Source organism: Aeromicrobium sp. HA, assembly GCF_027171405.1.
Lineage (GTDB): Bacteria > Actinomycetota > Actinomycetes > Propionibacteriales > Nocardioidaceae > Aeromicrobium > Aeromicrobium tamlense.
This window is the reverse complement of the sequence record NZ_CP114372.1, coordinates 2,787,290-2,800,990: the sequence shown is the minus strand read 5'-3', so window position 1 is coordinate 2,800,990 and position 13,701 is coordinate 2,787,290. Positions and strand designations below refer to the sequence as shown.

The 13,701-nt window shown below is 71.1% G+C and carries 13 protein-coding genes; 8 read left to right on the top strand and 5 right to left on the bottom strand.

All coding sequences use genetic code 11. The features are described from left to right. Positions 1 to 4: 4 nt before the first annotated feature. Positions 5 to 1,726 carry a class I adenylate-forming enzyme family protein gene (locus O3S82_RS13840; protein ID WP_269303577.1) on the bottom strand — a complete coding sequence of 574 codons (1,722 nt, stop codon included), beginning with the start codon at positions 1,724 to 1,726 and terminating at the stop codon, positions 5 to 7. Between the two features lie 131 nt (positions 1,727 to 1,857). Between O3S82_RS13840 and O3S82_RS13835 the strand changes: the two genes are divergently transcribed. Together O3S82_RS13835 and O3S82_RS13830 are read left to right on the top strand one after the other, a co-directional pair. After that, on the top strand, positions 1,858 to 2,628 hold the full coding sequence (locus O3S82_RS13835) for an SDR family oxidoreductase (protein ID WP_269303575.1): 771 nt from the start codon (positions 1,858 to 1,860) through the stop codon (positions 2,626 to 2,628). Continuing rightward, positions 2,625 to 4,217 carry a long-chain-fatty-acid--CoA ligase gene (locus tag O3S82_RS13830; protein WP_269303573.1) on the top strand — a complete coding sequence of 531 codons (1,593 nt, stop codon included), beginning with the start codon at positions 2,625 to 2,627 and terminating at the stop codon, positions 4,215 to 4,217. The genes O3S82_RS13835 and O3S82_RS13830 overlap by 4 nt, the downstream gene beginning before the upstream one ends. Positions 4,218 to 4,301: 84 nt before the next feature. On the opposite strand, the gene O3S82_RS13825 is transcribed toward O3S82_RS13830, so the two are convergent. From O3S82_RS13825 to O3S82_RS13815, 3 genes are read right to left on the bottom strand one after another with little or no spacing between them, the layout of a single operon-like run. Next, positions 4,302 to 5,021, bottom strand: coding sequence for a hypothetical protein (locus tag O3S82_RS13825; protein ID WP_269303571.1), 720 nt, complete (start codon positions 5,019 to 5,021; stop codon positions 4,302 to 4,304). Further along, positions 5,018 to 6,577 carry a long-chain-fatty-acid--CoA ligase gene (locus O3S82_RS13820; protein ID WP_269303569.1) on the bottom strand — a complete coding sequence of 520 codons (1,560 nt, stop codon included), beginning with the start codon at positions 6,575 to 6,577 and terminating at the stop codon, positions 5,018 to 5,020. The genes O3S82_RS13825 and O3S82_RS13820 overlap by 4 nt, the downstream gene beginning before the upstream one ends. Beyond that, positions 6,574 to 7,542, bottom strand: coding sequence for a winged helix-turn-helix transcriptional regulator (locus O3S82_RS13815; protein WP_269303567.1), 969 nt, complete (start codon positions 7,540 to 7,542; stop codon positions 6,574 to 6,576). Before O3S82_RS13815 ends, O3S82_RS13820 begins: the two co-directional genes overlap by 4 nt. 104 nt (positions 7,543 to 7,646) lie before the next feature. Here O3S82_RS13815 and O3S82_RS13810 point away from each other — a divergent pair, with 104 nt between their 5' ends. The 4 genes from O3S82_RS13810 to O3S82_RS13795 are packed head-to-tail and all read left to right on the top strand — an operon-like array spanning position 7,647 to position 11,083. Then, positions 7,647 to 8,555 (top strand): SDR family NAD(P)-dependent oxidoreductase, encoded by a 909-nt coding sequence (locus tag O3S82_RS13810; protein ID WP_179422959.1) that lies wholly within the window; start codon positions 7,647 to 7,649, stop codon positions 8,553 to 8,555. An 11-nt stretch (positions 8,556 to 8,566) separates the two neighbouring features. Continuing rightward, positions 8,567 to 9,397, top strand: a complete 831-nt coding sequence (locus tag O3S82_RS13805) for a DUF1295 domain-containing protein (protein ID WP_179422961.1) — start codon at positions 8,567 to 8,569, stop codon at positions 9,395 to 9,397. Further along, a complete protein-coding gene (locus tag O3S82_RS13800) occupies positions 9,394 to 10,248 on the top strand; it encodes an acyl-CoA thioesterase (RefSeq protein ID WP_179422963.1) in 855 nt (284 codons plus the stop codon). The genes O3S82_RS13805 and O3S82_RS13800 overlap by 4 nt, the downstream gene beginning before the upstream one ends. Next, a complete protein-coding gene (locus O3S82_RS13795; RefSeq protein WP_179422966.1) occupies positions 10,238 to 11,083 on the top strand; it encodes a thioesterase family protein in 846 nt (281 codons plus the stop codon). The genes O3S82_RS13800 and O3S82_RS13795 overlap by 11 nt, the downstream gene beginning before the upstream one ends. Before the next feature lie 119 nt (positions 11,084 to 11,202). Here O3S82_RS13795 and O3S82_RS13790 read toward each other — a convergent pair whose 3' ends face one another. Further along, positions 11,203 to 12,498, bottom strand: a complete 1,296-nt coding sequence (locus O3S82_RS13790; protein ID WP_179422967.1) for a citrate synthase — start codon at positions 12,496 to 12,498, stop codon at positions 11,203 to 11,205. A gap of 235 nt (positions 12,499 to 12,733) precedes the next feature. On the opposite strand from O3S82_RS13790, the gene rplM reads away from it, so the two are divergent. Continuing rightward, complete coding sequence (rplM, locus tag O3S82_RS13785) at positions 12,734 to 13,177, top strand: 50S ribosomal protein L13 (protein WP_269303563.1); 444 nt, start codon at positions 12,734 to 12,736, stop codon at positions 13,175 to 13,177. A gap of 20 nt (positions 13,178 to 13,197) precedes the next feature. Then, positions 13,198 to 13,695, top strand: coding sequence for a 30S ribosomal protein S9 (rpsI, locus tag O3S82_RS13780; RefSeq protein WP_179422971.1), 498 nt, complete (start codon positions 13,198 to 13,200; stop codon positions 13,693 to 13,695). The last annotated feature ends 6 nt before the right edge of the window (positions 13,696 to 13,701 follow it).

The following is a 13,701-nucleotide window of genomic DNA, read 5'->3' as shown; positions in this document are numbered from 1 at the left end:
CTCCTCAGAGGGTGACGGGACGGCGGAGCTCGCGCTTGAGCACCTTGCCGACGGGGTTGCGCGGCAGCTCGTCACGGATCTCGAGACGCTCCGGCAGCTTGTAGGACGCGATCTTGGCCTCGCGCAGGAAGGCGACGAGCTCCTCCAGCGTCAGCGTGGCGCCGGGGTTGAGGGTGACGACCGCGGCGACGCGCTCGCCCATCTGCTCGTCGGGGTCGCCCACCACGGCCACGTCGGCCACCGCGGGGTGCTCGCCGACGAGGGCCTCCATCTCGGCCGGCGCGATGTTCATGCCGCCGCGGATGACGAGGTCCTTCGCCCGGTCGAGGTAGTGCAGGAACTGGTTCCGGTCGCCGGCGATCTCGAAGATGTCGCCGGTCATCAGCAGGCCGTCCTCGTCGAACGGGTTCGCCCGTGTCTCGGGGTTGAGGTAGCCGGCGAAGATCGTCGGGCCCCCGATGCGCAGCTCGCCGGGGACGCCGGGCTCGGTGACCTCCTCGCCCGTGACGGGGTCGACGAGCTTGATCTGGACCCAGTCGGCGACCTCGGAGGACCACGTGACGCCCGGCGCGCCGTAGCGCGGGAAGTACTGCGCGCGGTCGTCGGGATCGGGGAAGTCCTCGAGGCTCGACAGCAGGGCGATGCCCTCGTTCGAGCCGAAGAAGTTGATGACGCCGATGCCCAGCTTCTCCTGCCAGCCGCGCACCATGACGGGTTGCAGCGGCGCCGAGCCCGAGCCGATGCGGGTGAGGCTCGACAGGTCGATCTGGCCCAGCAGGTCGTCGTTGTGCAGCAGCATCCACAGCAGCGCCGGGGGAGCGACCGTGTAGGTGGCGCGCTCGACGGCGATCTGGCCGAGGAACGTCTTGAGGTCGAACGGGTGGTGCTGCACGAGCACACCGCCGGTGCGCAGCCACGGCAGGAACATGCCGTTGATGCCGGCCATGTTGACCATGGGGAACGGGTTGAGCAGGACGTCGTCGGCCGTCACGCGCGGGGCGTCCACGGTGGCGGTGCTGATGGCGGCCCACTCGAGGTGCGCCCGGGGGACGCCCTTCGGCTCGCTCTCGGTGCCCGAGGTCCAGCAGATCGTCGCGCAGTCGTTCGCGTCGTTCGGGTCGGCGGCCCGGCGGGCCTCGATGCGGGCACGCTGGTCGCTCGTGGCGACGGTGGGCGTCCAGGCGTCGATGCCCTCGGGCAGGCCCTCCAGCTCCGTGGCGTCGCCGAACGCGACGACGCGCTCGAGGGTCGGCACGCGGTCGCGCAGCGCGGCGGCCTCCTCGGCCGGACGGCGGCCCGCGAACGCGGCTGCGGTGACGAAGGCGCGGAAGCCGGCCTGGTTCGCCATGCCGACGATCTCGTGCTCTCGGTACTGCATGGGAAGTGGCGAGACGACGATGCCGAGGAGCCACGCGGCGAGGTAGACCTCGGCCAGCTCGATGGTGTTCGGCAGCTGCACGCCGAGCACGTCCCCGCGCTCCAGGCCGAGGTCGTCGAGGCGGGCGGCGACCGCGAGGACCTCGTCGTCGAGCTCGCCCCACGTCAGCCGGCGCGGCGCCGATCCCAGCAGGTCAGCGCGGTTCGCGGGGTCGACGATGGCCAGGTGTGCGCCGCGCTCGGCCACCTGTTGGAGGTAGAACCCGTCGAGGGTCTCCTCGGTCCACCATCCCTTCGACTGGTACGCGCTGACCTTGGCCTGCGGATGCAAGCCCCGTGCGATCGCCATGGCTCTCCTCGTGACACTTCAGTTGACGGTGTGATACAGATTACTACATTAAACGTAGTGAGTAGCGCGAGGGAAGGGGTTGCCATGACACCGATGTCGGGACGTCCGGGAGCGACGCAGGGGAGCCGGCGATGAGCCGCGGTCGCAGGACGCCGATCGCGGGCGCCACGCTCGTGGTGACCGGAGCCAACCGAGGCATCGGTCTGGCGTTCGTCCAGGAGGCGCTCGCCGCCGGGGCCGCCAAGGTCTACGCCGGCGTGCGCGACGTGGACGACGTGACGCCCGAGCTCGCGGACACGGGCGCCGAGCCCGTCGCGCTCGAGGTCACCGACCGCGAGCAGGTCGCCGCCGCCGCGCGCCACTGCGCCGACGCCACCGTGCTGATCAACAACGCGGGCCTCCACGCCGGCGACCGCCTCGTGCAGGCGACCGATCCCGACGCCGCGCGCCGCGAGATGGAGGTCAACTACTTCGGCCCGCTCGAGACCACCCGTGCGTTCGCGCCCGTGATCGCCGGCAACGGCGGCGGCGCGATCGTCAACGTCCTCTCGGTCGCGGCCATCGCGCCCACCGCCTTCATGGGCGGCTACTCGCCGTCGAAGGCCGCCGCGCTCTACCTCGGCGGCATCGCGCGCGCCGAGCTCGAGCCGCTCGACGTCGGCGTCACCTCGCTGATCGTCGGCTCGGTCGACACCCGGATGGCCGCGCACGTCGACGGCCAGAAGGAGGACCCGCGCGACGTCGCGCGCGTCGGCCTCAAGGCGATGGCGCGTGGCGACTGGACGTGCGACACGGACCGCATGGCGATCGAGTCGCGCGCCCGCATGACCCTCGACCCGATCCGCTACGAGCGCGGCCTGGGCCGGCTGCTGTTCGTCGACCAGCTCGTGACGAAGCCGTGAGCACGCGCACCATCGACCTGGAGACCCACGGCGACGGCACCACGTTCCGTCGCCTCGAGGACGTGATCCGCCGCAGCGCGGCCCACGACCCCCAGGGCGTCGCGCTCGTCCAGCCCGGACGGCAGGTGACGTTCGCCGAGCTGGACGCGTCGACGAGCCGGTTCGCGCAGGCCCTCCTCGCCGAGGGCGTGCAGCCGGGCGACCGCGTGTGCCACGTCGGGGAGAACAGCGTCGCGTTCTTCGACGCGCTGTACGGCAGCGGCAAGGCCGGCGCGATCCCCGTGCCGATCAACTTCCGGCTGGCGCCGGCCGAGGTCCTGCAGATCGTCGAGGACGTCGAGCCGCGCGTGGTCGTCCTGGGCGCCGGGATGGAGCACCACGCCGAGGCGCTCGCCGCGGTGCCCGGCGTCACCCGCGTCGTCACCGTGGAGCCCGTCGAGGGCCTGACCGACCTCGCCGCGTGGGCGGGTGCGCAGTCGGGCGAGGACCCGGGCATCGCCCGCGATCCCGAGGACACGGCGGTCATGTTCTACACGTCCGGCACGACGGGCCGACCGAAGGGCATCGAGCTCGCCGGACGGAACCTCAGCTCGGCGCTCGCCGGCCCCCTCAAGGTGGTCCGCTTCGCCGCGGACTCGGTGGCGCTGGCGCCCGTGCCGTTCTTCCACGTGACGGGCTTCGGCCTGGCGCTGATGGCGAACCTCAAGGGCGCGGCCGTGCTCATGATCAACCCGCAGGGCCCGGCCGACCTGCTGGACGTGCTCCAGCGGTACCGCGTCAGCCACTCGGTCATGGTGCCCACGGTCATCCAGTTCCTGCTCGGCCTGCCCGAGACGCGCGCCGGCGACTGGTCGGCGCTGCGCTGGATGATGTACGGCGGCGCCCCGATGCCCGAGCCCGTCCTGCGCGAGGCCACCGAGGTCTTCGGCTGCGACTTCTACCAGGGCTACGGCCTCACGGAGTCCACCGGCGGCGTCTCGTTCCTCGGCCCCGAGGACCACCGCGTCACGCCCGAGACGGTGCACCGACTGCGGTCCGTCGGCCAGGTACGCGGCAACAACGAGGTCCGGATCATCGATCCGGCGACGGGCCAGGACGTGCCCGCCGGCGAGCGTGGTGAGGTCCTCATCCGCGGCGGCAACGTCATGAAGGGCTACTGGCGTCGCCCCGAGGAGACGGCGGCCACCGTCGACGCCGACGGCTGGCTGCACACCGGCGACGGCGGCCGCCTCGACGCGGAGGGCTACCTCTACCTCGGCGACCGGCTCAAGGACATGATCGTGTCGGGTGGGGAGAACGTGTATCCCGCCGAGGTCGAGAGCGTGCTGACGGGCCACCCGGGCGTCGCGCAGGTCGCCGTCATCGGCGTCCCGTCCGACCGGTGGGGCGAGTCGCCCATGGCCGTCGTGGTCCGCGCCGCGGGCGACGCCGGCGAGCAGCTGACCGCCGAGGTCCTGATCGGCTGGGCGCGCGAGCACCTGGCCCACTACAAGTGCCCCGTGGACGTGGCCTTCGTGAGCGAGCTGCCGCTGAACGCCAGCGGCAAGCTGCTGAAGGTCCGGCTGCGTGAGGAGTTCGCCCGGCGGTGAGGGCGACGGTCGCCGGATCCCTCCTCCCCGGCGACGCGACAGGGGCGGGACCGCGTCGGTCCCGCCCCTGTCGTTCGTCCCGGCTCAGTCCTTGAGGACGCGCAGCGTGACCTGGCCGAGGTCGATCTCCTCGGGCAGGCCGGCGCCGGCGGGCGTGGCGTGCACGTCGATGGCGCTCATCCGCGGCCGCTCGTCCTGGACGAAGCGCACGGTCCGCGAGCCGAGCTCGACGATCGGCACGCCGTCCTTCTCCAGCACGGGCACGCGGAACACCGAGGCCCACCGCTCGGCCCGCGCCTGCGGGTCGGGCGTGGCGAGGTCGACCGCGACGACGTCGTCGATGTACGGGTCGGGCGACGGCGGGTGCTCGAGGTGGTCCCAGAACCACTCGTCGGCGTCGGGGATCTCGTCCAGCTCGACGAGCAGGCCCATGTCGCCCGGGTGCAGCTGGACGATGCGACGCCCGTACGCCTCGGCCTGGATGGCCAGGCGGACGCCGGCGGCCTCGATGGCCTCGAGGTGCGGGTCGAGGTCGGGGACCTGGACCGAGACGCAGTAGCCCGCGGTGCCGCCCACGCGGTCGAGCCACGCGTTGATGGACGCCTGCTCGTTCAGCGGGCCGACCAGCTCGAGGTGGGCCTGCGGCCCGACCGGGATGGTCTCGTCGGCCAGGTGCATCTCCTCCAGCAGCGGGTCGGGGAACCCGGGCTCGAGGTGGAACGTCTCGCGCAGCTCGCGGCTGGTCGCCTCGAGGTCGCGGGCGCCGATGACGACCTGGCGCAGGATCGGGAAGGGGTGGGTCATCCGATGGTCCTTTCGGCCGCGGCCCAGTGCGGGGCGCGCAGCTCTCGCTTGAGGATCTTCCCCGACGGGTTGCGGGGGAGCATGTCGATGACCTCCACGGAGGTCGGGCACTTGTAGTGGGCGAGGTGCTCGCGACAGAACGCCACGATCTCGTCGCTTGTCACGGTCTGGCCCTGCTTCGTCACGACGACGGCGTGCGGCGTCTCGCCCCAGCGCTCGGAGGGCACGCCGATGACGGCGACCTCCTGCACGGCCGGGTGCGCCATGAGGACGTTCTCGACCTCGGCCGGGTACACGTTCTCGCCGCCGGACACGATCATGTCCTTGAGCCGGTCCTTGAGGAACAGGTAGCCGTCCGCGTCGAGGTAGCCGGCGTCGCCCGTGCGGAACCAGTCACCGTCGAAGAACGCGCCCTCGGTGGCATCGGGGCGGCGCCAGTAGGAGCGCGTGACGTTCGCGCCGCGGACGACGACCTCGCCGACCTCGCCGGACGCGACGTCCTTGCCCTCCTCGTCGACGACGCGGACCTCGGTGCCGGGCACGGCGCGGCCGGCCGACTGCAGCTTGCTGTCGGCGCCCGTGACGTGGTCCTCGGGACGCAGGATCGTGGTGACGCCGATCGTCTCGGTCAGGCCGTAGCTCTGCGAGAGCTTCGCGCCGAAGATCTCCTGCGAGCGCAGCATGACGGTCTCGGAGATCGGCGAGCCGCCGTAGACGAGGTGCTCGACGCTGGAGTAGTCGGCCGCGGCGGCCGCGGGGTTGGAGATGACCATCTGCATCACGGTCGGGACCATGATCACGTGGGTGGCGCGGTGCCCGACGAGCAGCCCGAGCATGCTCTGCGGGGTCACCTCCACGAACTGGATGATCTGGCCGCCGTGGGCCAGCGAGATGAGCGACCAGCCGCCCGCCGCGATGTGGTAGTACGGCGTCGGCACGAGGCTGACGGTGTCGGGGCCCACCTCGAACTGCGCGGAGAACGCCTCGACGGCGGCCAGCATCGCGTCGGACGTCGTGGTGACGCCCTTGGGCTTGCCCGTGGTGCCGGACGAGTACATGAGGGAGAGCAGGTCGTCGCCCGCCACGTCCTGGTGCGGGTCCTCGGTGGGCTGCGCGGAGAGCCACGCCTCGTAGGCCTGCCAGCCCTCGGGCACGGTCGGCTCGCCCTCCTGGGAGAACACCAGCCGCAGCCCGTCGAAGTCGGCCGGGACGAGTGAGGTCAGGTGGTCCTCGACCACGAGGACCGTGGGCTCGGCGTCCGAGAGGATCCACGCGATCTCGTCCGCCGCGAGGCGGAAGTTCAGCGGGACCACCGCGGGCCCGGCCTTCGCCGTCCCGAAGAACAGCTCCCAGAACTCGGTGCCGTTGCGGGCGAGGTAGGCGACGCGGTCGCCGCGCTCCAGTCCGTGGGCCAGGAGCCCCGCGGCGACCTGGTTGGTGCGGGTGTCGAGGTCGCCGTACGTGACGGTCCGTCCCTCGCCCACGATCGCGGGCGAGTCGCGGTGCGACCGGCTGCTCGCGCGGAGGAGGTCCGCGACGGTGCGTGCTCCGTTCATGCTGTTCCTTCTTCGGGTGTGGTCCGGTCCTCGGTGACCGGGACGATTGTGATGGTGCCCGTGACCAGCGGCTGACGGCACTGGTCGCAGGCGAGGTGCGCGACGAAGTCCTCGCCGCACGCCGTGTGGGTCTGGACGAGCGCGGGACCCTCGGGCGAGACGAACCACTTCTCGGCCCAGTGCAGCGAGAGCGCGGTGACGGGGAAGAAGGCGCGACCCTTGTCGGTCAGGTGGTACTCGGGCCGGCCGGGGTGCCGGGCGTGCTGGCGGGACTCCAGCACCCCGAGTCCGACGAACGCGCGCAGGCGCTCGGCGATGAGGGTCGGGGGAGCGCCGAGCGCGGTCTCGAACTGGCTGAACCGGACCATGCCGCGGAACGCCGCGCCGATCAGGGCGGAGGACCACCGGTTCCCGAACAGCTCCAGGGTCTGGGGGTACTGCAGCGAGTCCTGGACCGAGTCGGGTCGCCGGCGCGTGGCCGACGCCGGGACCGAGCGCTCCCAGCTGCCGCTGGGTCCCCAGGCGGCGCGGATGTCCCGGGCCTCGACCGGGTCCCCGCACGCCCGACATGTCAGCAGGGGCGCGAACTCGGCGCCGCACGTGTCGTGGCGCCGGCGGGGGAGGGCCTCCCCGGCGGGTCCGGTCCAGCGGCGCTCCCACTCCCAGATGGCCAGCATCATCGGCCACAGGGTGCGGCTGCGGGCGGTCGGCAGGTACTCGGCGCGCAGGGGATTGGTCCGGTAGATGCGCCGCTCGAGCAGGCCGTGCTCGCTCAGCTGCGTCAGGCGGTGGGTCAGCACGGAGTTCGAGATGGGCATCGCCCGGCGGAACTCGCCGTAGCGGGTCAGCCCTCGGGAGGACTGGCCGAGGATCAGCAGCGACCACTCGTCGCCGAGCAGGCCCAGCATCCTCCCCACGGAGTTCGTGCCGCCCGGCTCGAGCAGCGTGGGTCCCCCGTCGGTCATCGGCCATCCCTCGAAGTCGTGCGGCTCCCCGCGTGGGGACTTGTCATCTGCGTCACACCGTACTACAACTAACGGAGTATCTCTATCAATCGAAGTGAGGATCCATGAGTCGAGCCCTGGACGGCCGCGTCGCTGTCGTCACCGGAGGCGGCAAGGGCCTGGGACGCGCGTTCGCGCTGCACCTGGCCGAGGCGGGAGCCGCCGTCGTCGTCAACAACCGCAACCGTCAGGTCGACGAGAACGGCCTCGGCCCGGCCGACCACGTGGTCGCGGAGATCCTCGCGAGCGGAGGGCGCGCCGTGGCCAACCACGACGACGTGGCCGACCCCGCGATCGGCGAGAGGCTGGTGGCCGACGCGCTCGAGCACTTCGGGCGGCTCGACGTCCTCGTCACGAGCGCCGCGGTCAGCGCGCCGCAGATGGCGCACAAGACCAGCGCCGAGAACTTCGGGCAGGTCATGGCGATCAACGTCACCGGCACCGTCCTGCCCGCGTCCGCCGCGATGGCCCACATGCGCCAGGCCGGCTTCGGCCGCGTCGTGCTGATCGCGTCCACCGCCGGACTGCACGGCGAGACCACCGTCTCGGCCTACGCCGCGAGCAAGGGCGCCGTCATCGCCTTCGGTCGCACCGCCGCCGTCGAGGGCGCGGGCAAGAACGTGCTCACGAACGTCGTGCTGCCGTACGCCACGACGCAGATGACCGAGGCGGGCATGGACCCGCGCCACGCCGACCGCATGCGCTCCGACCTCGTCGCGCCGCTCGTCACCGCGCTGTCCTCGCCCGAGAGCACGATCAACGGCCAGGTCGTCGTCGCCGCCGGCTCCGCGCTGCGCGCCGCCGACGCCGTCGAGTGGGGCACGGTCGGCTACGACGCCGACGAGCCCCTCGACCCGCCCGCCCTCGAGCAGCTGCTGGCACGGTCCCGCGAGGGCGAGCCGCACACGTTCACCCACGCCCAGGACGCCTTCCAGAGCCTCGCCGCGGACCTCGCCGCGAGCCCGACCCCGTAAGAAGAGGACGCATGTTCGACTACCCGTGGGGCGACTTCGCCCTCAACCTGCTCGTCACCGCCGGTGCCGTGGTGGTGTTCTTCGCGATCGTCATGGCGATCGCCCAGCTGGTGAACGACCACTCCATCATCGACATCACGTGGGGCCCGTCCTTCGTGGTCATCGCGGCCGTGTCGTGGCTGATGTCCGCCGGATCCGACGGCGACGACACCCGTCGCCTCATCGTCTTCGCGCTCACCGCGATCTGGGGCCTGCGACTGGGCCTCTACATCGGCAAGCGCAACATCGGCAAGGGCGAGGACCCGCGCTACACGGCACTGCTCCGCTCGCGCAAGGGCCGTCCGCTGATCCCGTTCCTCGTGAAGAAGATCTACGGCATGCAGGCCGTGCTCGCGTGGGTCGTGTCGATCCCCGTGCAGTTCGCGGTCTACGTCTCGCGCGGCGTCGACGCCCTCGTGATCGTCGCGATCGCGATCTGGACGATCGGCTTCCTCTTCGAGGCCGTCGGCGACTGGCAGCTCTCGCGCTTCAAGGCCGACCCGGCCAACGCCGGCAGGATCATGGACCGCGGCCTGTGGGCCTGGACGCGCCACCCGAACTACTTCGGCGACGCGTGCGTGTGGGTCGGCCTGTTCCTGCTGACGCTCGGCTCGCCGTGGGGCGTCCTCACGGTCTTCTCGCCGATCCTCATGACCTGGCTGCTGACCACCTTCAGCGGCGGCAAGCTCACCGAGAAGGGGATGCGCCGCAAGCGCGGCCCCGAGTTCGAGGCGTACGTCGCGCGCACGAGCTTCTTCTTCCCGCGGCCGCCGCGCAAGGTGGCCTCGGAGCCGAAGGCGTGACCACGTCGGTGGCCTCGCTCGGGTCGATCCTCGACCTGAGCGAGGCCGGCGACGGCGCCTGGATCGGTCACGGCGACGGCGTCGCGCTGCCGCAGCTCTACGGCGGCCAGCTCGTGGCGCAGTCGATCATGGCGGCCGGCCACACCGTGACGGGGCGCCTCGTCGACTCGCTGCACACGACGTTCCTGCGGCCCGGCCGGTCCGACCTGCCGATCCGCTTCGAGGTCGAGCACCTGCGCGACGGCCGGCAGTTCTCCACCCGTGTCGTCGACGCGGTCCAGGACGACCGGCTGATCTGCCGCTCCACGATCTCGCTCGTCGAGCCCCGCGAAGGTCTGTCCCACTCGCGCCGCCGTCCCGAGAGCCTCACCGCCGAGGCCAGCACCGAGCTGCGCGAGCTGGCTGCCGCCGACGGCGGCCTGGGGGAGTACTGGGAGGGGTTCAGCGCCGTCGAGGTGCGGATCTCGCCCGAGACCGAGGAGACCCCGCCCCACTCGGCCGCACCCGTGCAGAACATCTGGATGCGGGTCGCCGAGGACCTCGGGGACGACCCGCTCGTCCACCAGGCCGCCATCGGCTACGTCAGCGACCTCATGCTGATGTCGATGGCGGTCGCGCCGCACGGCCACCGTGCCGGGCGGGAGCGGTCGCTGGCCGAGCGCTGGAGCGCCGTCTCCCTCGACCACGGGCTCTGGTTCCACCACCCGGCGCGGGCCGACGACTGGCTGCTGTTCGAGCACGCCACGCCGACGGCCCACGCGGGTCGCTCCCTGATCGAGGCCGCCGTGTTCGGCGAGTCCGACGCCCAGGCGTGCCACGTCGTGCAGGAGGCTTTGGTGCGTGAGAACTGAGCCGAGCCCGCCCACGGGCTGCTACCGCCTCGTCGACCGCGGACCGGACGGTCAGGACGGCGTGCGCGAGGCCTTCGAGCCCACGTCCGCCGCGGGCAGCCCGTGGAGCGACGACCTCCAGCACGGCGGGCCCGTCGGCGCGGTGCTGACCCGGGCGATGCGCCTGCTCCCACAGGCCGCCCCCGGGCGCATCGCGCGCACGACCGTCGAGATCCTCGGACCGGTGGCCATGGCTCCGATCGAGGTCACGGCCTCGGTCGCGCGGCCCGGGCGCAAGATCGCACTGCTGTCGGCCGTGGCGTCCCAGCGCGGGCCGTCGGGGCTGCGGCCCGTGGCGCAGGCGTCGGCGTGGTGGCTGCGCACGCAGGACTCCTCCGACGTCGTCCACACACCGGACGCCCAGCCACCCGGCCCGACGCCGGCCGAGCTCGACCGCGGCGAGCTCGGCGTCCCCGCCAGCTGGCGGCGCGGCTTCGTCGGCTCGCTCGAGTGGGCCGTGCGCACCGGCATCGGACGGATCGACGGCCCGGCGATGGCCTGGGCGTCGATGCCCTACCCGCTCGTCGAGGGCGACACGGGCGACGAGCTCGAGCGCACGATCGCGATCGCGGACGCCGCCAGCGGCGTCGGCTCGCGGCTCGACCCCGCGGACTGGGTGTTCATGAACACCGAGCTCACGATCCACCTCGCCGACGCCCCCACGGGCGCCTGGACGGGACTCGTGGCGGAGAGCTGGATCGGCCAGGACGGCGTCGGTCTCAGCCAGGCGGTCCTGCACGACCTCACCCGTCCCGTCGGTCGCGTGGCCCAGACCCTCCTGCTCGAGCGCCGCTGACTGCCCGCCCACTTCCAGAAGTGGGCCCGGGAGGTCGGGCGGCGCGCGACGCCCCCCGGAACGGCGAAGGCCGCGAGCCCCTCTCGGGACTCGCGGCCTTCGCGGCGTGAGGACTCAGCTCACTTCCAGCGCTCGCTCGCCGGGGTGAAGTCCAGCTGACGGGCACCGGTGTAGATCTGCTTCGGGCGGGCGATCTTCTGCTCCGGGTCGTCGACGAGCTCGAGCCACTGCGCCAGCCAGCCCGACGTGCGGGGGATGGCGAACAGGACCGTGAACATCTCCGGCGGGAACTGCAGCGCCTCGTAGATCAGGCCCGAGTAGAAGTCGACGTTGGGGTAGAGCTTGCGCTTGACGAAGTACTCGTCCTCGAGCGCGATCTTCTCCAGCTCCTGGGCGACCTCGAGCAGCGGGTTGACGCCCGTGACCTCGAAGACGTCGTCGCAGGCCTTCTTGATGATCGTGGCGCGCGGGTCGTAGTTCTTGTAGACGCGGTGACCGAAGCCCATGAGGCGCTCGTCGCCGTTCTTGACGCCCTCGATGAACGCCGGGACGTTCTCCTTGGTCTTGATGCGCTTGAGCATCTTCAGGACGGCCTCGTTGGCGCCACCGTGCAGCGGGCCGTAGAGGGCCGCGATGCCGGCGCTGACGGCCGAGTACGGGTCGACCTGGCTGGAGCCGACCGAGCGCACGGCGTTCGTCGACGCGTTCTGCTCGTGGTCGGCGTGCAGGATGAACAGCACCTCGAGGGCCTTGGCCAGACGCGGGTCCGGGTCGTACTTCGGCTCGCTCATCCGGAACAGCATCGAGAGGAAGTTCTCGGTGTACGACAGCTCGTTGTCGGGGTAGACGTACGGCTTGCCCTGCGCGTGGCGGAAGGACCAGGCGCCGAGGGTCGGCATCTTCGCGATCATGCGCACGATCTGCTCGTGGCGGATCTGCGGGTCCTTGATGTTGCGGGCCTCGGGGTAGAACGTCGACAGGGCGCCCACGCTCGACAGCAGCATGCCCATGGGGTGCGCGTCGTAGCGGAAGCCCTGCAGCTGGCTCTTGAGGTTCTCGTGCACGAACGTGTGGAACGTGATCTCGTGCACCCACTGGTCGTGCTGCTCCTTGGTGGGCAGCTCGCCGTGGATGAGGAGGTAGGCCACCTCGAGGTAGGTCGAGGACTCGGCCAGCTGCTCGATGGGGTAGCCGCGGTACTCCAGGATGCCCTTCTCGCCGTCGATGTAGGTGACGGCGGAACGGGTGGAGGCGGTGTTCGTGAAGCCCGGGTCGTAGACGGACAGGCCGGGGTCGTCGTCGGACTTGCCGATCTTGCCCAGGTCCGCGGCGCGGATGCTGCCGTCGGTGATCTCGACCTCGTACTCCTCGCCGGAGCGGTTGTCACGAATGGTCAGCGTCTGCTTGTCGGTCACGATGCGGGTCTCCTGTGACGTCAGAGAAGTAACGGTCGCGGGGGTGAGCGACCCACTCCAACCTAGTGTCCCCCGAGACGCTGCGCGAGAGCAGGGTCACGTTCGGCCGACCCGTTTTGACCAGCGGAGGGGTCGCCGGGTAATCTGGGGAGTCGTTGTGTTGCGGCACGTCCTGCGTGCTCACCAACGCGAGTCCCGACTTCACAGATTTCGATTTGCAGCGAGAAGGTCATCCGTGCGTACGTACAGCCCGAAGCCTGCTGACATCACCCGTCAGTGGCACGTCATCGATGCCGAGGACGTCGTCCTCGGCCGTCTCTCGGTTGCCGCGGCGACCCTCCTGCGTGGCAAGCACAAGCCCACGTACGCGCCCCACGTGGACGGTGGCGACTTCGTCATCATCGTCAACGCCGACAAGGTCGCGCTGTCGGGCAACAAGCGCACGGACAAGAACGTGTACCGCCACAGCGGTTACCCGGGCGGCCTGAAGCAGATCGCCTACGGCGACCTGCTCGACAAGGACGCGCGCAAGGCGATCGAGAAGTCCGTGCGCGGCATGCTGCCGAAGAACCGCCTTGGCCGTCAGCTCATCACGAAGCTGAAGGTCTACGCCGGCCCGGATCACCCGCACGCCGCCCAGAAGCCCCAGCCGTTCGAGATCACGCAGATCTCCCAGTAAGCGAAAAGCGCAGGTTCATCGTGGCTGAGACCACCGAAGAGACGACCGAGTTCACCACCAACTCCGAGGGTGTCGCGTACACCTCCGAGTCCGCTGGCGCCGTCGGGACGACCGAGATCAACTCGATCATCGCCCCCGGCTCCGCGACCGGCCGCCGCAAGGAGGCCGTCGCCCGCGTGCGCATCGTGCCCGGCACCGGCGTCTGGACCGTCAACGGCAAGCCGCTCGAGGAGCACCTGCCCAACAAGCTGCACCAGCAGATCGCCAAGGAGGCGCTGGCCGTCACCGGCCTCGTCGACTCCTTCGACGTGATCGCTCGCGTCAGCGGTGGCGGCATGACCGGCCAGGCCGGCGCGCTGCGCCTCGGCGTGGCCCGTGCGCTCAACAACGTCGACGTCGACGTCAACCGTCCGACCCTCAAGAAGGCCGGCCTGCTGACGCGCGACTCGCGCATCAAGGAGCGCAAGAAGGCTGGTCTGAAGAAGGCCCGCAAGGCGCCGCAGTACAGCAAGCGCTGATCTGCC